Source organism: Vreelandella sedimenti, from assembly GCF_013416325.1.
In the GTDB taxonomy this organism is placed as follows: Bacteria; Pseudomonadota; Gammaproteobacteria; order Pseudomonadales; family Halomonadaceae; genus Vreelandella; species Vreelandella sedimenti.
On sequence record NZ_JACCGK010000013.1, the window covers coordinates 162,290 to 180,948 of the forward strand.

General features: G+C 55.4%; 18 protein-coding genes and 1 pseudogene. 12 read left to right on the top strand and 7 right to left on the bottom strand.

Translation table 11 applies throughout. The features are described 5' to 3' along the window. Positions 1-9: 9 nt before the first annotated feature. Positions 10-672 (top strand): annotated as a pseudogene (locus HZU72_RS15845) (ATP-binding protein); the annotation flags it as partial. A gap of 21 nt (positions 673-693) precedes the next feature. Here the strand turns inward: HZU72_RS15845 and HZU72_RS15850 are convergent. Then, the gene (locus tag HZU72_RS15850) at positions 694-1,272 is read right to left on the bottom strand and encodes an NADPH-dependent FMN reductase (protein ID WP_180093776.1); all 579 of its coding nucleotides are present in this window, start codon (positions 1,270-1,272) and stop codon (positions 694-696) included. Positions 1,273-1,491: 219 nt separating this feature from the next. Between HZU72_RS15850 and HZU72_RS15855 the strand changes: the two genes are divergently transcribed. After that, positions 1,492-2,802: an esterase-like activity of phytase family protein gene (locus HZU72_RS15855; RefSeq protein WP_208458115.1), complete on the top strand. Its 1,311-nt coding sequence runs from the start codon at positions 1,492-1,494 to the stop codon at positions 2,800-2,802. Positions 2,803-2,913: 111 nt separating this feature from the next. Here HZU72_RS15855 and HZU72_RS15860 read toward each other — a convergent pair whose 3' ends face one another. Next, positions 2,914-3,897, bottom strand: a complete 984-nt coding sequence (locus HZU72_RS15860) for an alpha/beta hydrolase (RefSeq protein WP_180093780.1) — start codon at positions 3,895-3,897, stop codon at positions 2,914-2,916. 217 nt (positions 3,898-4,114) lie between these two features. Between HZU72_RS15860 and HZU72_RS15865 the strand changes: the two genes are divergently transcribed. Both HZU72_RS15865 and HZU72_RS15870 read left to right on the top strand, forming a co-directional pair. Continuing rightward, positions 4,115-6,301 carry a malate synthase G gene (locus tag HZU72_RS15865; protein ID WP_180093782.1) on the top strand — a complete coding sequence of 729 codons (2,187 nt, stop codon included), beginning with the start codon at positions 4,115-4,117 and terminating at the stop codon, positions 6,299-6,301. Positions 6,302-6,386: 85 nt separating this feature from the next. Further along, entirely contained in the window at positions 6,387-6,818 is a 432-nt protein-coding gene (locus tag HZU72_RS15870; protein ID WP_180093784.1) for a PaaI family thioesterase, read from the top strand. Positions 6,819-6,837: 19 nt separating this feature from the next. Here HZU72_RS15870 and paoC read toward each other — a convergent pair whose 3' ends face one another. The 4 genes from paoC to HZU72_RS15890 all read right to left on the bottom strand — a co-directional run bounded on the left by paoC (position 6,838) and on the right by HZU72_RS15890 (position 11,244). Next, a complete protein-coding gene (gene paoC / locus HZU72_RS15875; RefSeq protein WP_180093786.1) occupies positions 6,838-9,027 on the bottom strand; it encodes an aldehyde oxidoreductase molybdenum-binding subunit PaoC in 2,190 nt (729 codons plus the stop codon). A 3-nt stretch (positions 9,028-9,030) separates the two neighbouring features. Continuing rightward, on the bottom strand, positions 9,031-9,981 hold the full coding sequence (locus HZU72_RS15880) for an FAD binding domain-containing protein (protein ID WP_180093788.1): 951 nt from the start codon (positions 9,979-9,981) through the stop codon (positions 9,031-9,033). Next, positions 9,978-10,544 carry a 2Fe-2S iron-sulfur cluster-binding protein gene (locus HZU72_RS15885; RefSeq protein ID WP_180093790.1) on the bottom strand — a complete coding sequence of 189 codons (567 nt, stop codon included), beginning with the start codon at positions 10,542-10,544 and terminating at the stop codon, positions 9,978-9,980. Before HZU72_RS15885 ends, HZU72_RS15880 begins: the two co-directional genes overlap by 4 nt. Positions 10,545-10,797: 253 nt before the next feature. Then, complete coding sequence (locus HZU72_RS15890) at positions 10,798-11,244, bottom strand: DUF411 domain-containing protein (RefSeq protein WP_180093792.1); 447 nt, start codon at positions 11,242-11,244, stop codon at positions 10,798-10,800. 355 nt (positions 11,245-11,599) lie between these two features. Here HZU72_RS15890 and HZU72_RS15895 point away from each other — a divergent pair, with 355 nt between their 5' ends. From HZU72_RS15895 to HZU72_RS15915, 5 genes are all read left to right on the top strand, one after another. Next, positions 11,600-12,103 (top strand): cupredoxin domain-containing protein, encoded by a 504-nt coding sequence (locus HZU72_RS15895; protein WP_235976142.1) that lies wholly within the window; start codon positions 11,600-11,602, stop codon positions 12,101-12,103. A gap of 13 nt (positions 12,104-12,116) precedes the next feature. Beyond that, complete coding sequence (locus tag HZU72_RS15900) at positions 12,117-12,782, top strand: response regulator transcription factor (protein ID WP_180093794.1); 666 nt, start codon at positions 12,117-12,119, stop codon at positions 12,780-12,782. A gap of 85 nt (positions 12,783-12,867) precedes the next feature. Next, the gene (locus tag HZU72_RS15905) at positions 12,868-14,103 is read left to right on the top strand and encodes an ATP-binding protein (RefSeq protein ID WP_286901666.1); all 1,236 of its coding nucleotides are present in this window, start codon (positions 12,868-12,870) and stop codon (positions 14,101-14,103) included. 68 nt (positions 14,104-14,171) lie between these two features. After that, the gene (locus tag HZU72_RS15910) at positions 14,172-15,989 is read left to right on the top strand and encodes a copper resistance system multicopper oxidase (protein WP_180093798.1); all 1,818 of its coding nucleotides are present in this window, start codon (positions 14,172-14,174) and stop codon (positions 15,987-15,989) included. 9 nt (positions 15,990-15,998) lie between these two features. After that, positions 15,999-16,763 (top strand): copper resistance protein B, encoded by a 765-nt coding sequence (locus tag HZU72_RS15915; protein WP_180093799.1) that lies wholly within the window; start codon positions 15,999-16,001, stop codon positions 16,761-16,763. A gap of 44 nt (positions 16,764-16,807) precedes the next feature. On the opposite strand, the gene HZU72_RS15920 is transcribed toward HZU72_RS15915, so the two are convergent. Continuing rightward, entirely contained in the window at positions 16,808-16,984 is a 177-nt protein-coding gene (locus tag HZU72_RS15920; RefSeq protein ID WP_180093800.1) for a hypothetical protein, read from the bottom strand. A 20-nt stretch (positions 16,985-17,004) separates the two neighbouring features. Between HZU72_RS15920 and HZU72_RS15925 the strand changes: the two genes are divergently transcribed. The 3 genes from HZU72_RS15925 to HZU72_RS15935 all read left to right on the top strand — a co-directional run. Then, positions 17,005-18,348 (top strand): APC family permease, encoded by a 1,344-nt coding sequence (locus HZU72_RS15925; protein WP_180093801.1) that lies wholly within the window; start codon positions 17,005-17,007, stop codon positions 18,346-18,348. 26 nt (positions 18,349-18,374) lie between these two features. Beyond that, positions 18,375-18,527 carry a hypothetical protein gene (locus tag HZU72_RS15930; RefSeq protein ID WP_235976144.1) on the top strand — a complete coding sequence of 51 codons (153 nt, stop codon included), beginning with the start codon at positions 18,375-18,377 and terminating at the stop codon, positions 18,525-18,527. Further along, positions 18,520-18,659, top strand: a 140-nt coding sequence (locus HZU72_RS15935; RefSeq protein WP_180093802.1) for a YHS domain-containing protein, incomplete at its 3' end; no start/stop codon positions are given. The genes HZU72_RS15930 and HZU72_RS15935, both read left to right, overlap by 8 nt.

Sequence of the window (18,659 nt, forward strand, 5' to 3'; positions counted from 1 at the left end):
AATGACAGCGGCTCAAAACCAAAACCCGGCGAGATATCGCTGGCCCATCACGGCGTGCTCTTTTTGGATGAGCTGCCGGAGTTCTCTCGCCATGTGCTCGAGGTACTTCGGCAACCGCTGGAAACAGGCGAAATCCATTTAGTCCGCGCCAGTCATGAACGTCGCTACCCTGCTCAATTTCAGTTAGTAGCCGCAATGAATCCCTGCCCCTGCGGCCACTTGGGCGACCCACGCCAACGCTGCCAGTGTACCGCCAGTCAAATCCAGCGTTATCAAGCGCGGCTTTCCGGGCCGCTGCTGGACCGTATCGATCTACAGGTAGAAGTGCCCGCACTGCCGCCAGAGCAGCTTACCGCACAAACCCAAGGCGAGTCGTCAGAAGCCGTGCGTGAGCGGGTGATGGCCGCCCGAGAACGCCAAATGGCCCGTGGCGCGCTGAATAGCCAGCTAAGCGGCAAAGCCCTGGAGGCCGCCTGCGCGCTTAACGATGAAGAGCGCACTTGGCTTGCGGGCGTGCTGGAAAAGCTCAAGCTCTCCGCCCGCGCCTATCATCGCGTACTGCGCGTAGCACTGACCCTTGCCGACCTTCAGGGCGAACCCAAGCCCACCCAGCCACATCTAATTGAGGCCATTGGATACCGCCAGTTGGATCGGATGCTAAAGGGGGCGTAAGTCCCGAAAGCCACTGGGCGGTTAGTGCGTGGCGGCCAGTGAATCCACTAGGCGTTGACACAGCGCATCCAGCTTCTGCCCCGTGGTTTCATCGTGTAACGCGCCACTATCATTGAAGGCGCTGCCAGCTTTCGCCAGCGACAATGGCTGTGGCAGCACGACCAACCCCAGATTGGCTAACAGTTGCTGACCAAGGGGCAGCGCACGGATGCCACCTAGCCCACCAGGGGAAGCCGACACCAGCGCTGCCCACTTGCCGGCAAATAACTTGAGCCCCGGCGTATCCTGATAGGGTCGTGACAGCCAGTCCAGTGTGTTTTTCAGCAGCGGCGTGATAAAGCCGTTGTACTCTGGCGAAGAGATCATCACTGCTTGGTGATCCGCCAGAATCTCACGCAGCTTCAGCACATTCTCCGGCACGCCCCGGGCTTCAATATCTTCATCAAACAGTGGGCAGGGGTAATCTTTTAAATCGATAAAGGTTGCTTCCCCGCCAAGCGCCTCAATACGCTTGGCGGCCAGCTTGGCTAGCTGCTTGTTCAGTGACGCTTCTCGGGCACTGCCTGCAAAGACCAGTACCTTTTTGACCGATGATCCCATTGTCATTTCCTCTTTGAATAATGTATTTGAAAGCCACACTATTTATTAACATTTACGCCTGTTGAGCAAGACGTATTTTACGACTCAGGGCCAGACTCGACGTGAAACCCTGCTGCCATTAAAACGTCTGCACTTTGTCATTCAACTATCACTATTACGGATGAAAATTAGCAAAAGCTGCACCTGCTCTAATTTTTCTTCCTAAATGGTGAAATAGTGATGACAAAGCCGTTACTAGCGACTGCTCTACTCGCCTTTGCGTTTACCAGTGCGGCACACGCCCAGCAGAGCTTTCCCGCCACATTGTCCGGCCATGCCCAGCTACCCGGCAGCACCTTTGTGGCAGCTCCTTCCGGCGCCGCTGAGCACTACAACGTCTCAGGCCGTTTTGCTGGCCAAGAGGGCCGCGTTGAGCAGTTGTATACGAACATGCAAGCCACCGGCTTAGCGCTACCCTTCCCCAGCCAGCCTCTGCAAGGTTTTTCTGGCATTCGCTCACTTGGCGATAACCGTTTCCTGGTGTTGACCGATAACGGCTTTGGCTCCAAGGCGAACTCCTCCGACGTCATTCTGATGTTTAACATCATAGAGACTGACTGGGACACTGGGCGTGTCATCATTGAGGAGACCATTCAACTATCGGATCCAAACCGCAAGGTGCCCTTCCCGATTATGAATGAAGCCACTCCTGGTCGTTTTTTAACCGGGGCTGATTTCGATATTGAATCGATACAGCCGGTGGGCGATAGCTACTGGATTGGCGATGAGTTCGGCCCCTGGATTATCCAGGTCGATAATCAGGGCGAAGTGCTGCAAGTGCTGGCCACCAATCCTGGTGGGACGCTGATGCGCTCCCCCGACAATGCCTTTGCCCTCACCCCGAACCCTGGCGCGCCTCTCGCTGATGATGTGAGGGTGTTTCGCTCCGGTGGCTACGAGGGCATGGCGCTCTCCGAAGACCAAACAACCCTTTACCCCTTATTGGAAAAGCCAGTCTGGAACAGCAACGCCAACGCCCCGGAAACGATTGATGGCACCCCCGTATTAAGAATGTTCGAGCTCCATACTGAAACCGGCGAGTGGGGCGACACAACCCGCTACTACCCCTTGGAGTCAGCGGATCATGCGATTGGCGATTTCAATCTGATTGGCGGAACTCGCGGCTTGATCATCGAGCGTGATAGCCGCCAGGGCGACCCGCGAGAAGAGTGGGCAGACAACCCTGCCGAGTTCAAACGCATCTATCTCGTCGATCTCAACCGCACAAATGAGCAGGGTGTGCTTGAAAAAATCGCCTATATCGACCTGATGGACATCCAGGATCCAGACGGTATCGCACCCCGTGGCACGATCAACGGCACCTTTAGCTTTCCCTTTGTGACCATTGAGAACGTGGATCGTGTCGATGAGAGCACCATCGTGGTCGCCAATGACAACAACTTCCCTTTCTCGATTGGCCGCCAGCAAGGCCGCGCCGATGATAATGAGCTAATACTGCTCAATGTAGAGGACTTCCTGAACGCCCAGTAATGAAAGTAAGTATGAACATAGAAAGGTAAAAGCACTGAATAAATCCGTAGCGGGATTTATTCATTGCCCGTGACGTATAGGGAGTAATCTCGCCAATATATTTTATAAAAACTATTGGCCATCACTCTCGACAAACCCATCTACAAAGTTATCCAACGCTTCAAACAGCACTTCACGTATGGGGTCTGCCTCATTTACCAAGTGGTGGCGAGCTTCCGGGTGGCGGTGAATTTCGGCATTAGGAAACTTCTTCGCCAGAATCGCTAAATTCCACTCCCAATCGACGGTCAAATCCTGCTCGCCTTGGAGTATCAGGGTAGGCAGTGGGTTGGGCCCCTGCGCAAGTAAGCGAGGCATCCAGCGGCGCATAGCGCTCACCCAGGCAACGCTCAAACGCTCGGGCTGCAGCGGATCACCCTCACGTAGAAATTCAGTGAACTGCTCATCGGTAGAGTTGGGACGATATTTACGCGGCAACTCTTTTAAAAACGGGCTGGCAATCAAGTGCAGCCAGCTGGTTTGGCTCCATCCCCAAGGCCGCACCAGGGGCGCCAGCAGCACCAAACCCGACCAGCCGGAAGCCTCACGGCGGGTGAGTGCATCGGTGGCTAGAATCGCCCCACCGGTACTCTGGCCCACGCCTAGCCACGGCTCAGGCGCCATGCCTTGGCTCTTTAGGGTCATCTGCAAATGGGCCAGGCAGTGCTGATAATCAGCGAAATCTTCTATTGCCGCCCGCGCACCGCTGGAAAGGCCGTGGCCGGGAAGATCCCACAGCACCACTCGCCAGCCCTTAGCCAGCAGGCGTTCAAGCAAATGGCGATATAGCCCCATATGATCGAAATAGCCGTGTACCACGAAGGCAGTGCCCACCGGCTGCGGGGGGCTCCACACTTGGCACCACAGCGCAAAGCGCCCCGTATCGATAAAGCCTGCATGCACTTCACTGGTATCTAACAGCAGTGCTTCTAAGCCATAGTGGTGAAAATAGCCTTGCATGGCATCTGCCAATACTTCCCCTGGCAACAGGCGGCTAAGGGCGGTATCGCCCGAGGCGTGGCGAAACAAGCCTTCCAGATGTTGGAAATCACGCATCGTTGTTTCTCCATAACGCCATTTTCCGTTGGCCTAGACGCGGCTGATGAGTCGCGTTCCCAAAACCTAATACCTAGTCATTTGGTCGAGCATTTTAGCGCATTAGGGTCTACGCTGTTTACATGCCCGAGCAGGTGTGGAATTATTTTCCATAAATACATTTTACTCTGACCGTGGCAAACACATTCCCCACGGGCATCCTCACAGGAGAAACCCCATGAGCGAGCGTATCACGCGCCACCGTTTACAAGTGGCAGCCGATTTAGATCGTTTTATAAATGAGCAGGCGCTACCGGGAACAGGTGTTGATGAAAACGCCTTTTGGGCCGGTGTGGATGGTCTGTTTCATGATTTGACCCCTAAAAACCACCAATTGCTGGAAGAGCGCGACACGCTGCAAGAAAAACTTGACGTGTGGCACCGGGAAAACCCCGGCCCGGTCACCGATATGCCGGGATACCGTCGCTTCCTGAAAGAGGTCGGCTATCTGGTGGAAGCACCGGCTAACGTCAAAGCGACCACTGCCAACGTTGACCGTGAAGTAGCCGTTCAGGCAGGCCCTCAGTTGGTTGTACCAGTGAGCAATGCACGCTATGCGCTGAATGCGGCTAACGCGCGCTGGGGCAGCCTTTACGACGCCCTGTACGGCACCGATGCGATATCCGAAGAGGATGGCGCGGAAAAAGGCACCAGCTTCAACCCGAAACGTGGCGCCAAAGTGATTGCCTACGCCCGTGGCGTGCTTGACCGCGCGGCACCGCTGGCGACTGGCTCGCACCGTGATGCGGTGAACTACGCCATTCGTGATGAGCACTTGGTGGTGTCGCTGGAAGGCGGTCGTGAGACGGGCCTTAAGGATTCCGGCAAGTTGATTGGTTTTACCGGCGAAGCGGCCAAACCCGACGCGATTCTGTTGGGTAACAACGGCCTGCACCTGGAAATCCAGATTGATCCCAACGACGCCATCGGCAAAACCGACCCGGCAGGCGTTAAAGATGTCGTGGTGGAAGCCGCTCTGACCACCATCATGGATTGCGAAGACTCCGTTGCCGCCGTAGATTCAGAAGACAAAGTGGGTGTTTACAGCAACTGGCTGGGCCTGATGAAGGGCGATCTGGAAGAGAAGATCGAAAAAGGCGGCAAGACGTTTACCCGCAAGCTGAACGCCGACCGCACCTGGCAAACCACCGATGGCAGCAGCGTCACGCTACCCGGCCGTTCGCTGATGTTCGTGCGTAATGTGGGTCACTTAATGACCACACCGGCGATTTTGGATGAGAAAGGCAACGAGCTACCGGAAGGTATCCTGGATGCGGTGGTCACCTCGCTGCTCGCGTTACATGATCTGAAGAAAGACGCTGACCAGCCGCGCAACTCGCGCACTGGCTCTGTTTATATCGTCAAGCCGAAGATGCACGGTCCTAAAGAAGTTGCCTTCGCTAACGAGCTGTTTAGCCGCGTTGAAGACATTTTGGGCATGAACCGCGACACCCTGAAAATGGGTATCATGGACGAAGAGCGCCGCACCACCGTCAACCTCAAGGCGTGTATCGCTGAAGCGGCTTCACGGGTGGCGTTTATCAATACCGGCTTCCTCGACCGTACCGGCGACGAAATGCACACTGCCATGGAAGCGGGTCCCATGGTGCGCAAGGGCGACATGAAAAGCGCCGCTTGGATTCAGGCCTACGAGAAGAGCAACGTGCAAGTGGGTCTTGCCTGCGGTCTACGCGGTCGTGCCCAGATCGGTAAAGGCATGTGGGCCATGCCTGACCTGATGCACAACATGTTGGAGCAGAAAATCGGTCATCCGAAAGCGGGTGCCAACACCGCTTGGGTGCCATCCCCTACGGCCGCTGCGCTGCACGCGCTGCACTATCATCAGGTCAACGTCACCGACGTTCAGCGCGAGCTGGAAGAGTTGGGCGAGCCCGACTACCTGGACGACCTACTCACCGTGCCGGTAGCGGAAAACGCCAACTGGTCAGATGAAGAGAAGCAGCAGGAGCTGGATAACAACTGCCAGGGTATTCTCGGCTACGTAGTTCGCTGGGTAGAGCATGGCGTCGGTTGCTCGAAAGTGCCGGATATCCACAACGTAGGCCTGATGGAAGACCGCGCCACGCTGCGCATCTCCAGCCAGCACATTGCCAACTGGCTACATCACGGCATTGTCGATGCACCGCGAGTGGAAGAGACCCTCAAGCGCATGGCCAAGGTAGTCGACGAGCAGAACGCTGGCGATCCTACTTACACCGCCATGAGCGCCAACTTTGAAGGCTCCACGGCTTTCAAAGCCGCCTCCGACCTGATCTTCAAAGGCCGTGTACAGCCTTCCGGCTACACCGAGCCGCTACTGCACGAGTGGCGTCAGGTGCATAAGGCCCAGGTGCATAAGGCATAGGTGCATAAGGCATAGTAAGTTCGTTTTATGGTGTAATCAGCCTCGAGGTTCATTCCTCGGGGCTTTTTTATAAAGGAAAACAATAATGACCGTAATGACTGCCGAGCAAATCGAACACTTTCTGGATGAAGTCTTTCCCCAGCGGATGGGCAAGATAGAGAGCGTGGGCGACATGACAGCCACCATGCGCTTGAAAATCGGCAACGAGCATCTGCGCCCCGGCCCGCGGGTTTCCGGGCCCACCATGATGGGTTTTGCGGATGTGGCTATGTATGTGGCGATATTGGCGCAAATTGGCCCCGAACCCATGGCCGTGACCAGCGACTTAAACTGCCACTTCCTCCGCGCAGCGTCAGGTGATCATGACATTATCGCCCACGCCAAGCTGATCAAACTCGGCCGCCGCTTAGCGGTGGGCGAAGTACAGTTATTTTCAGCCAGCGACGAAACGCGACCTGTGGTGCATGTCACCGCCAGCTATGCGCTGCCTCAAAGACCTGATGACGTTTCAGCTTGAGCCATTCCGCGTCAGGCCATCAAGGTGCAGCGTTAGAGAGTTGGTCGATCATTCGATCCAGGGTTATGGGGTACTCACGCACCCGAACGCCGGTGGCATTATAGATAGCGTTGGCGATAGCCGCCGCCACGCCACAGATGCCAAGCTCACCGACCCCCTTGGATTTCAGGGGTGATGAAGCTGCATCCGTAGTATCCAGAAAAATAACCTCCTGCTCAGGGATATCAGCGTGAACCGCCACCTCGTAACTGGCAAGGTCGTGATTAACAAAAAAACCGCGCTCGAGGTCGACGGTTAGCCCCTCCGACAAAGCAGCGCCCACGCCCATCGTCATACCGCCGAGCACTTGGCTGCGCGCGGTGATCGGATTTAGGATGCGGCCCGCATCACACACTGCGAGCATACGCCGAACACGTGTTTCGCCGGTATAGGCATGCACCCCTACCTCGATGAAATGTGCCCCAAAGGTGCCAATCTGCATGTCGTCTTTAAAGTCGCCAAAGTGGATCGTATCTTCAGCGACAAACTCTTCGCCGTTTGCCACTTCTGAAAGTGCCAAATCAGTATCCCCGGCTAGCACGCGGCTGTTTTCAAAACGCGGCGTTTCGACATCTAAGTGCTTGGCTATTTGCTCTTGAAGCGCCAAACAGGCGGCGTACACACCGGCGGTAGAACTAGTAGCGCCAAACTGCCCGCCCGACCCGGAAGAAGTGGGATAGGCACTGTTGCCTAACCGAATCTCCACGTCCTCCATGGCCATCCCCATTGTCTCCGCGGCTGTCTGAGCGAGAATGGTGTAGGAGCCGGTGCCAATGTCGGTCATATCGGTTTCAACGATCAGCCGCCCGCCCTGTAAACGCACGCGGGCCCCGGAATCCAACGTGGGCGCTCCGCGATAGGCCCCTGCCATACCGTGGCCGATCAACCACTCCCCTTCGCGATTTTCCCCAGGCGTGCGATTACGCGCTTCCCAGCCAAAGGCTGCTGCGCCTTGGCGTAAACATTCGACATAATGGCGCTCGCTAAAGGGCTTCGAGGGATCTTCCGGGTCGACTTGGGTGTCGTTGAGTATCCTGAACTCGACGGGATCCATGCCCAACTTCTGCGCCATTTCATCCATGGCAATTTCCAGCACGGCAAGCCCTGAGGCTTCCCCAGGAGCGCGCATATCCGCTGACTCGGGAAGGTTCATGTCGATCAGCTGATGAGCAACGCGACGACTCGCGCCGGCATAAAAAGTGCGGGTTTGATTAACCGGGTTCTCGCCGCTACCGCCGGGCAGGGTATGCGAAACCGCAGCATGATCGAAGGCGGTTATCTTGCCCTGGGCATCGGCAGCGATTCGCAGTCGTTGAAGGGTGCCAGAGCGGTGGGTCGCATTGTTGAACACCAGCGGGCGAGGCAAGGCCAGCTTGACCGGCCGCCCTGAGGCGCGTGAGCCGAGTGCAGCGAGTACCGCGTCAGCGCGTAGCCACAGTTTTCCGCCAAAGCCACCGCCGACGTAGGGGCTTTCGACGCGAATCGTGTCGGGGTCGATATTGAAGGAGGTCGCCAACGCCTGTTTATTCATTTCGATCATCTGGTTCGACGTCCACACCGTCATTTTCCCGCCATCAGACCAGTCAACAATCGACGCGTGGGGTTCCATCATGGCGTGGCTTTGAGAAGCGGTGCGATAAATTTCATCTAGCGTGAAGTCCGCCGTTTGAAACGCCGCGTCAACGTCACCCACGTCTGACAGTGGTTCGCCGGTGTTATCAAGTTTTTCCCAGGCAGCCTCAAGGTCGAAGACACCCTGCTCTTGCTGGTAGCTGACATCAATCAGCGCCGCGGCGCTACGTGCCTGCTCCAGGGTATCCGCCACCACTACCGCGATCGCCTGATGATAATGCTCGATCAAATCTCCTCCGAAAAGCCGGGCAACGTTATTTTCCGAGCGATCAAGCGGCTCAATCTCCAGCGTTGTTACCACTGATACTACGCCCGGGGCGGCGCGGGCAGAAGACGCATCCATGTGGGTAATTCTACCCTTGGCAATAGTCGCACACAGGGGATAGCCCACCAGTTGATCCGCCGCCACGTCATTACGCTCGTAAGCATAGGGCGCACGCCCCATCACCTTAAGCGTGCCGTCGATTCGCGCATGGGGTTTACCGACAATACGGGCACGGTCAAACAGGTTATCTTCCGCTGATTGATTAAAGTCCATGGGTCACTCCTGAGCCAGCAGCGCGGCAAGCGTTCGCTCTGCCAGGGTAAGCTTATAAGCGTTGTCTTGCGTCGGGCGGGCGCCGTCCAGTAATTGGCTCATGACCGCTGATGCGCCCTGGGGCAGCGCCGCATCGGCGTCGTCACGGCGCCAAGGCTTGGGGGCCACGCCGCCAAGCGCGACACGTCCTTTGCCCTCCGGCGTTTGGATAAGTGCAACGGAGACCAGCGCAAAGGCGTAAGAGGCCCGGTCGCGCACCTTAAAATAGGCGTGGTGGCCTTCGACCGGCGCGGGCAGCTCGACGGCGGTAATCATCTCGCCCGCCTCCAGGGTGTTTTCTACCTCGGGAGTGTCACCGGGCAGTTGGTAAAACGCATCAAGCGGCTTGCGCCGCGTCTCCCCACTAGACGTGACGGTTTCCACTTCGGCATCTAATACCCTGAGCGCAACGGCCATGTCCGAGGGATGCGTGGCAATACACGCCTCTGAGGTACCGATAACGCCCAACCCACGCGAGCTGGCGCCTTTGCCGAGTGCCGCACAGCCAGCCCCAGGCGAGCGCTTGTTGCAGGGCATGCCGGTGTCGTAAAAATAGGGGCAACGTGTGCGCTGGAGCAGATTACCGCCGGTAGTGGCTTTGTTGCGAAGTTGGCCCGATGCGCCCGAGACAAGGGCTCGGCTGAGCACCGCATAATCACGACGAATTCGGTGGTCGGCGGCTAGCGCACTGTTACTCACCAATGCCCCCACACGCAGACCGCCGTTGCTGGTCTCGGTAATAGCGTTGAGCCCGGTACCCGTTACATCAACCAGGTGCAGCGGGGTTTCAATCTCGTGCTTCATTAAATCCAGCAGGTTGGTGCCACCGGCAATAAATTTGGCGCCAGGCACTTCGGCGGCACGGGCGGCCGCCTGGGCGGGATTAGACACGCGTTCATAGGAGAAGGCTCTCATGCGCGCTCCTCCGCCACCTGATGAATGGCTTTTAGAATATTGGCGTAAGCGCCACAGCGGCAAAGATTGCCCGACATGCGCTCGCGTATCTCGGCGTCGGTCACCTCAATAGGTGCGGTCAGATCCTTCGTTACATGGCTGGGCAGTTTCGTTCGAATCTCCTCTAGCACTGCCTTTGCCGAGCAAATCTGGCCCGGCGTGCAGTAGCCGCACTGGAAGGCATCATGATCGAGGAAAGCTTGCTGCATGGGATCAAGATGATCCGCTTCCCCTAATCCTTCGATGGTCGCCACGTCATCACCTTCATGCATCACCGCCAGCGTCAGGCAGGCGTTAATCCGCTCGCCATTCACCGACACCGTGCAAGCGCCGCACTGCCCGTGGTCGCAGCCCTTCTTGGTGCCGGTGAGTTTTAAATGTTCACGCAAGGCATCCAGCAGCGTCGTTCGGTTATCCAGTTCAAGCTGGTGCCTTGCTCCATTGACCACTAAAGAGACGTTCGAGCGCTCCGCGCCATTCTGTGCGGTTTCGCGATGCCTTTCAGCGCTATTAGGTGGGTTCATAACTATGCGCCTTCCCTGCTCATTGCTGTCGTTTTATGAATGTCGTAACGACTTCAGCATAGTCATGATTGAGGTGAGCAACCCGGCTATTGGGTATAAAGGTTTTGAAAAACTCTATGGCACCCTCTGTACACGCTGTTGCTACGCGATGCTATACGTTTTATATCCACGCCAAAAAAGCATGAGGGAGGCCTTACGTGCGCCCGCTTTCGCAAAAAAGCGCCATCAGGTAACGAGCCTGAGGCGCACAGCATCACGGCGCCAGCGTCATGAACGGCTCATCTTGCTGATCGCTAAACGCGTAGACGTTATAGGGTTCATCCTGAGGCCCCGGCATACCCGGTGTGCCAATGGGCATACCCGCCAAACCAATTCCGTCAACATCAGGCTGTTGCTCAAACAACGCCTGCACGGCTTCCATCGGAACATGGCCTTCGATCCAATACTCGCCCATCTCAATGGTATGGCACGACCCCAGACCATAAGGCACGCCCGCTTGCTGCTTGATGTCGCCTAACTCTACGTCATCAATAATCGTTACTTCTACGCCGAGTTCTTCAAGATGGCGCGCATAAGCGTCACAGCAGCCGCACTGGGGGTTCTTATACAGTGTGGCCTCGTCAGGCAGTGCCGCATGGGCCGAGGTCGCCCCCAGAACCAGTGCACCAGATAAAAATAGTGATGTCGTTAAACGGCTCATGCATGACCTCCTTGATGAGAACGACTAAAAAGATATTTAGTAAGCGACGCGATCCCAAGCCCCGTCAACAATAAAAATGCCAGAGGCATTAACCAGCCTACCCAGCCCAAAGAGCTCATAAAGGCAAAACAGTCTGCGTTCATCATGGCAAAACTCCTACGAGCATTAAAGCAATGAAACCAACATGCTTATTACACAGCTGAAGCTTACAACCTGTGTGTGACACAGAGGTCAAGTTAGCCATCATGTTTAACAATGTTTTTTTGATGCAGGTCATTAGAAGACCCTCGGTTCAGGCTCATTTCAGGTTGACGCGATATAACTAACGGGTAAATACCATTGCGAGGCAAATATAATGCGCACGAATTACCTGATGCTTGGCTTACTAACGATATCGCTTAGTGCCTTAACCTTCACTGCATGGGCCGCTGGTCAGCACGAGGACAGTCAGCACAGCGCGAACAATGCCGAGGCTGACCGCACGATTAGCGTAGAAGCGGGTGATATGTGGTTCGATCCTGAAGACATCCAAGTCACAGCAGGTGAAACTATTCGGTTTGAAATTATCAATAATGGCAGCCTTGAACACGAATTTGTAATAGGTGATAAAGCCGCCCAGGAAGAGCATCGGATAATGATGCAGGAAATGAGTGGTGGCCATGGTGACGCTCATGGCGGGCACGGTGGCCACGACATGGCAGAAGGTGAGCACGGCGGGCAGATGCCATCTATCACCATCGGGGCAGGTGAGACCAAAACACTGGTGTGGACTGCCCCTTCGAATGTTGAGAGTTTGGAATACGCCTGCAATATCCCTGGTCATTATGAATCAGGGATGTATGGTGACATTAATTTCTAACGCGATGTAACCTATGAAACTGTTGCTTTTAGAAGACGATGACCTATTAGCTGAAAGTTTGGCTGAAAGTCTGAAAGACAACGGTTACCTCGTCGACATAGCCGACTCCGTTAAGTCGGCTATGTCGTTCATGGCAACCGAGGAGTACGAGCTTGCCATCCTGGATATTGGGTTACCCGATGGTTCGGGTCTTGAGCTAATCACGCGTTGGCGCAAGCAAAAACGCACGATCCCTGTCCTGATACTCACTGCGCGCGATACCTGGGAAGACAAGGTCATTGGCTTGGAAACAGGGGCCGACGACTACCTCACCAAACCCTTTCACGAAGCCGAACTGATGGCGCGTTTGAAGGCCCTGCTGCGCAGGCAGTCTGGCCAGCTATCCCACGTCATCACCCTCAACGGGGTGTCCCTGGATGAAGCAGGCCAGCGCGTTTCCAGCGAAGGGGCAACATGGCGTTCGCTTACCGCCACCGAGTTTCGACTACTACGCTACCTGATGCTCCACCCTGACCGTATCCACTCCAAGGAGCGACTACTGGAACAGCTTTACGCGTTAGAGCAAGACGCCGCCGCACCCAACTTGGTAGAGGTATACGTGGCTCGTTTGCGCCGCTATCTTGGCAAATCGATTATCCAGACGCGCCGCGGCCAGGGGTACGTTTTTGTTTCACGTTAATAAACGAAGCTTACGGTTTCGTCTGCTAGCTTGGCTGGGAGGCGCTGCGCTCCTAGTCGTTGGTTTGACATGGTTGCTGCACGGCGTGTTTTTGCAAAATCTTGCTAAGGATTTTCTCGGTGAACGCCTCAAGCGCGAAGCCGAACACGCAGTATCGCAGTTGGAAAATGATCAGTTAGCCATACCCTCTTCACTCACATCGACAAGTCAAAGTTATCAGGTTTTTCATCACCTTTACGTGCTGCGACTTAATGGTGAGATCAGCGCCTCACACCCAGAATGGCAACGTCAGTTGGCAACATTACTTGAGGAAACGGGTGATGCGCTAGTCGAGGTAAAGCGCGGCGAGCGCCACTTACTGGTGTATCGCCAGCAATTCGATTGGCAAGGCACCAGCGGCGTATTGTTAATTGGTGAAGATTTTTCTCAGGTAGAAAAAGGTTTAGCCACTTTGCATTGGTGGGTAGGTGGTATTGCTGCAGGTCTGCTCTCGGTGCTGGTTGCACTCAACATGCTGGCCGTTAATCGTGGCCTGAAGCCCTTGTGGCAACTGCGACAACAACTTGAAGAGCTGCAGGCGGGTGAGCGTCAACGACTTTCCCTTGCCGCCCCTTCAGAGCTTGATAGCTTGGTCGCACAGCTCAATCGCTTTATGGATGACATCGACTTGCGATTGCAGCGCTCACGAGAGTCGGTAGCCAACCTTTCTCATGCGCTTAAGACACCGTTGGCGGCGATCACCCAAGTGCTTAGAGGCGGCAGACCCATTGATGAAATCCGCCGCCACAAGGTACTGATGCGATTGGAGGATATCAACGCCCAGTTAGATGCTGAGCTTCGCCGCGCGCGTATTGCAGGCCCCCATGCGGGGCGCATGGCCCACCTCACCCGCGACACTCAGCGCCTGATGGGCATGTTTCAGAGTCTCTATCCTCAGCAGGTGTTCGAGCTAACGCAAGCGGTCAATCAACGCGACCAGGTACCTATCGAGGCCCACGATTACGCCGAGATGTTGGGCATTGTGTTGGATAACGCTGGCAAATGGGCCACCAAAGCGATTCGTTGCCATATCAGCACTTCTGAATTCGCTCTAACACTAACGATTGACGACGACGGCCCCGGCGTTGCTGAAAGCGATATAGCACGCCTGGGCGAGCGCGGTACCCGGCTGGATGAACGCCGTCCTGGTTACGGCCTGGGGCTTGCCATACTTGCACAGCTAGTGGCGCGTTACGCAGGGCACTGCCAGTTCGAACGCAGCCCGCTGGGTGGTCTGCGGGTCATTACCACGCTGCCATTAACAGGTATTAATACCTGTTAGCGGTTATTCAGCATTGATTCAGCTTGCTCCCCCAAGATGATGGAATTCATCAGCGATGGGAGTTTTAGATGACGCGTTCAAATTTTATCAGCCACCCGCTTTCACGCCGACAGGTGCTGAAAGGCAGTGCGGCGTTGGGGTTGGGCTCTGCCATGGGTTTGAGCCCCGCCTGGGCCAACCCCTGGGGGCGTACAAACGTCTATTCCAAAGGAGTGGAAGAAGGCCCGGAAGTATCGCTGGCCATTCGGCGTGAATCCATTCCTATTGATGGCCAGGAGGCCAGCGCCTTTAGCATCAACGGTACCAGCCCCGGCCCGTTGATTCGCCTGAAGGAAGGCCAGGACGCAGTGCTGCGCGTAACCAATCTGCTTGATGAGTCCACCTCAATTCACTGGCACGGCTTGATTCTGCCCCCGGAAATGGATGGTGTACCGGGGGTCAGCTTTGCCGGTATCGAGCCCGGTGAAACATTCACCTACCGCTTCCCTGTGCGCCAGAACGGCACCTATTGGTACCACAGCCACTCCGGCATGCAGGAGCAGCTAGGCCACGTGGGGCCGCTAATTATCGACGCCGCCGAGCGCGAGCCCTTCCGCTATGACCGCGAACACGTGCTGTTGCTGACGGACTGGACGTTTGAAGACCCCATGTCGGTATTTCGCAATCTGAAAACCATGGAGGGTTATTACAACTTCCAGGAACGCACGATTGCCGATTTCTTTGCCGATGTGCGGCAAAATGGTTTAACCCCCACCGTCGAGATGCGCAGCATGTGGGCCAAAATGCGCATGAGTTCGCGGGATATTGCCGACGTTACCGGCAGTACCTACACCTACCTACTCAACGGCCACTCCCCAGAAGAAAACTGGAACGCCCTGTACAAGCCGGGTGAGCGTGTTCGGCTACGAGTGATCAACGGCTCGGCGATGTCCTACTTCGATGTACGTATACCCGGCCTCAAATTGACCGTAGTGGCCGCCGACGGCCAACCGGTTCAGCCCGTTCCTGTCGATGAGTTCCGTATCGGCGTTGCCGAAACCTACGACGTCTTGGTGTCACCCGAAGACGATCAAGCCTACACCATCTTCGCCGAATCAATGGATCGCAGCGGCTACGCCCGTGCCACTCTAGCTCCGCGCGAAGGCATGCAGGCAGAGACTCCTGATCGTCGTCAGATTGCCGACCGCGGCATGGAAGCGATGAGTGTCCACATGGACGGTATGGATCATTCGGGAATGTCGAACATGCAGGGGATGGATCACTCAGGCATGTCCAATATGGACGGTATGGATCATTCCAACATGGAAGGCATGGATCATTCCGCCATGTCAGGTATGAGCGGCATGGGTCACCCGACTGGCATGACCGGAGAGCAGCGCAACACACTCGCAAACGGCATGCTGGCGTCTGGGGAAGCCCAGCCAGGTTCACGTTATGGTCAAGTAGGCATTGGCATTGATCCCAATGAGCGCCGTGTACTGGTTTACCGAGACTTGAAGGCCTTCACTCCATGGCCCGATCGACGCGAGCCCGGACGCGAGCTTGAACTACACCTCACCGGCAATATGGAACGCTACATGTGGTCGTTCGACGGCAAGAAATTCAGTGAGGTGACCGGGCCGATCCACTTCGAGAAGGACGAGCGGCTACGCCTGATCCTGATCAACGACACCATGATGGAACACCCCATTCACCTACACGGCATGTGGATGGAACTGGAAAACGGTCAGGGAGAGCTGATTCCACGTAAACACACCCTGAATATTAAGCCCGGCGAGCGTGTCTCGGCGCTGATCACGGCAGATGCCGAAGGCAGCTGGGCCTTCCATTGCCATCTGCTTTATCACATGGATGCCGGCATGTTCCGCGTTGTTCAGGTTTCTTAAGGAGGCAGTATGAAAGCCAAGCTCTACTTCACTGGAATTAGCTTAGCGTTTGTCATGACCACCGCTGCCCATGCAGAAGATGGATACGACGCGCCGAATGATTGGCCAGCCCCGATGATGGAACACAATATGGGGATGGCGCTCTTTGATCGTCTTGAATATAGCGTGCCTGATAACGGTGAAGAGGCCGTTGTGTGGGACTTTCAAGGCTGGTACGGCGGTGATATTAACCGTGTATACCTTAAGTCGGAAGGCGAGAACGTCCAAGGCGATAGTGAAGATGCTGAGTTCGAATCCCTTGAACTGCTGTACAGCCGCCTGGTTGCCGACTTTTGGGAGTTACAGGGCGGCCTGGGTTACCAGGGTGGCGTCTTTTCCGATGACCACGCCGAGCGAACCTATGCTGTAGTGGGCCTGCAAGGCGTGATGCCTTATGGCATCGAAACCGATGTCTCCCTACAACTGAGCGAGGACGGCGATCTGGCCGCCAGTTTTGAGGGTGAATACGACCTGCGCCTGACACAACGCCTTTATATTCAGCCACGTACTGAAATAGCCGTTGCTGCCAGTGAAGTAGAGGAGTTTGGTGTGGGCGAGGGGCTTAATTCAGTGCGTGTGGGTATGCGTCTCGGCTATGAGGTGACCCGCCGCTTCGCTCCTTACGTGGGCGCTTACTGGGTAAAAGAGTATGGCGATACCGCCGACCTTACTCGAGCTAGTGGAGCTAGTAGCGAAGACACCGGCGTGGTTGCGGGTGTCAGGTTAATGTTTTAAATCGTTAAGCACTTTATAACTCGCGCCACCGGAAGGTGGCGTTTTTACAGCAGCAAGACTGGCTGGTTTAAAGTAAAAGCTACTTGCCTGTTGCCCCGCAAAATCAGCCCTTTCATGAGCCATTTGCCATGTGGCTGCACATAGGTTCTATCTTTAATATCTATAACATCAAAAAATATTGCACAGGAGTCTTTGGCAGCCACCGCTGCTGTCGTTGCCATTAATATAAGGAGTCGTTTTCATGGCTGATCAGGATAGAACGCCACAATATAAAGAAAACAGTCTTTCGCTGGTCGGTGCCGTTGCATTAGGCACCGGCGTAATGATTGGGGCCGGCATCTTCGCCCTTACCGGCCAAATGGCCGAAATGACTGGCCGCCTATTCCCTCTGGCCTTTCTGGCCGCTGCGGTCATCGTAGCGTTTAGTGCGTATTCCTACGTCAAAATATCCAATACCTACCCATCGGCAGGTGGGATTGGCATGTATTTACAGAAAGCATACGGCCCGACACTTCCCACCGCTTTTCACGCGCTCCTGATGTATTTTTCCATGGTGATCGCACAGAGTTTTCTGGCGAGAACGTTTGGCTCTTATACGCTTGAGCTGTTTGACCTGGGGGATCGTTCGCTATTTGTGCCCCTACTTGGGGTCGGCTTATTGCTAACAGCCTTCTTGATCAATTTATCCGCCAACCGTTTGATCGAGGGTGTCGCCTCGGTGCTCGGATTTATCAAAATAGGCGGCATTGTGGTATTCGGTATTGTCGGCGTATTTATCGCCGACTCCCTGGAAATGGGCTCCAGCTCTGGTAGCGACGCCCCCACACCGACATTAGCTGGTTTTCTAGGTGCCACGGCGCTCGGCATCCTGGCTTTCAAAGGCTTCACCACCATTACCAACAGCGGCTCTGAACTTAAAGATCCCAAACGCAACGTCGGCAAAGCCATCACAATTTCGATTGCTCTGTGCGTGGTGATTTATGCGTTGGTCGGTTTTGCCGTTGCCAGTAACCTTTCCCTGCCTGAAATAATTGAAACACAGGATTATTCCCTGGCTGCTGCGGCCCGGCCCGCGCTTGGTGAAGCCGCGGTTGCGTTTACCGTGGTCCTCGCCATGCTGGCAACGGCGGGCGGGATCATTGCCAGCGTCTTTGCCGTTTCACGCATGCTCGCCATGCTGACGGGGATGAAGCTGGTTCCTCACCGCCATTTTCACATGCCCGGCAGTGTGCAAAAGCACACACTGGTGTACACCATCGTGTTTGGCTTAGTGCTCACCGCTTTTTTTGACCTCAGCCGCATCGCGGCACTCGGCATCATTTTTTACCTGATCATGGATATTGCCATTCACTGGGGTGTGCTTCGTCATCTTAAAGAGAGTGTAGGGGCTAACCCTGTCATTCCTAGCATTGCCATACTGCTGGATGCCATCGTGTTAATCGGCTTTGTATGGGTAAAAGCCACCTCTGATCCGTTAGTGCTCATCGTTGCCAGCGTAGTAATGGCCACTCTTTTACTCGGCGAGTGGGTTTTCCTATCCAAACGCGACACTTCAAACGATAGCGATCACTCTCACACCCATTAACGTTATTCGCGTTATAGGAGCGACCCATGGACGTCAGAACCGTTGGTGAATTGGCCGATTGGACGCGTCGGCTACACAAACATCTTGCGGATTGCCTTGCCCACTGTGCCAATCAACACGAAGAAGAGCACGAAGCCATACGCCTTGTTCGCCAAATGGGGAGAATGAACGATGTCTGAAGACCATAACGAGACAAAGGTGAAAGACCCTGTTTGTGGCATGGACGTTGATCCTCATACTTCCCGTCATCGTGCCAATCACGCGGGTAAGACGTGGTATTTCTGTTCAGAAAAGTGTCAGGATAAGTTTGC

What these genes read in the sequence shown, in the direction of transcription:
- HZU72_RS15850 (WP_180093776.1), bottom strand. Translation starts at nt 1,272, where the DNA reads ATGGGATCATCGGTCAAAAAGGTACTGGTCTTTGCAGGCAGTGCCCGA.
- HZU72_RS15855 (WP_208458115.1), top strand. Translation starts at nt 1,492, where the DNA reads ATGACAAAGCCGTTACTAGCGACTGCTCTACTCGCCTTTGCGTTTACC.
- HZU72_RS15860 (WP_180093780.1), bottom strand. Translation starts at nt 3,897, where the DNA reads ATGCGTGATTTCCAACATCTGGAAGGCTTGTTTCGCCACGCCTCGGGC.
- HZU72_RS15865 (WP_180093782.1), top strand. Translation starts at nt 4,115, where the DNA reads ATGAGCGAGCGTATCACGCGCCACCGTTTACAAGTGGCAGCCGATTTA.
- HZU72_RS15870 (WP_180093784.1), top strand. Translation starts at nt 6,387, where the DNA reads ATGACCGTAATGACTGCCGAGCAAATCGAACACTTTCTGGATGAAGTC.
- paoC (WP_180093786.1), bottom strand. Translation starts at nt 9,027, where the DNA reads ATGGACTTTAATCAATCAGCGGAAGATAACCTGTTTGACCGTGCCCGT.
- HZU72_RS15880 (WP_180093788.1), bottom strand. Translation starts at nt 9,981, where the DNA reads ATGAGAGCCTTCTCCTATGAACGCGTGTCTAATCCCGCCCAGGCGGCC.
- HZU72_RS15885 (WP_180093790.1), bottom strand. Translation starts at nt 10,544, where the DNA reads ATGAACCCACCTAATAGCGCTGAAAGGCATCGCGAAACCGCACAGAAT.
- HZU72_RS15890 (WP_180093792.1), bottom strand. Translation starts at nt 11,244, where the DNA reads ATGAGCCGTTTAACGACATCACTATTTTTATCTGGTGCACTGGTTCTG.
- HZU72_RS15895 (WP_235976142.1), top strand. Translation starts at nt 11,600, where the DNA reads ATGCGCACGAATTACCTGATGCTTGGCTTACTAACGATATCGCTTAGT.
- HZU72_RS15900 (WP_180093794.1), top strand. Translation starts at nt 12,117, where the DNA reads ATGAAACTGTTGCTTTTAGAAGACGATGACCTATTAGCTGAAAGTTTG.
- HZU72_RS15910 (WP_180093798.1), top strand. Translation starts at nt 14,172, where the DNA reads ATGACGCGTTCAAATTTTATCAGCCACCCGCTTTCACGCCGACAGGTG.
- HZU72_RS15915 (WP_180093799.1), top strand. Translation starts at nt 15,999, where the DNA reads ATGAAAGCCAAGCTCTACTTCACTGGAATTAGCTTAGCGTTTGTCATG.
- HZU72_RS15920 (WP_180093800.1), bottom strand. Translation starts at nt 16,984, where the DNA reads ATGGCAACGACAGCAGCGGTGGCTGCCAAAGACTCCTGTGCAATATTT.
- HZU72_RS15925 (WP_180093801.1), top strand. Translation starts at nt 17,005, where the DNA reads ATGGCTGATCAGGATAGAACGCCACAATATAAAGAAAACAGTCTTTCG.
- HZU72_RS15930 (WP_235976144.1), top strand. Translation starts at nt 18,375, where the DNA reads ATGGACGTCAGAACCGTTGGTGAATTGGCCGATTGGACGCGTCGGCTA.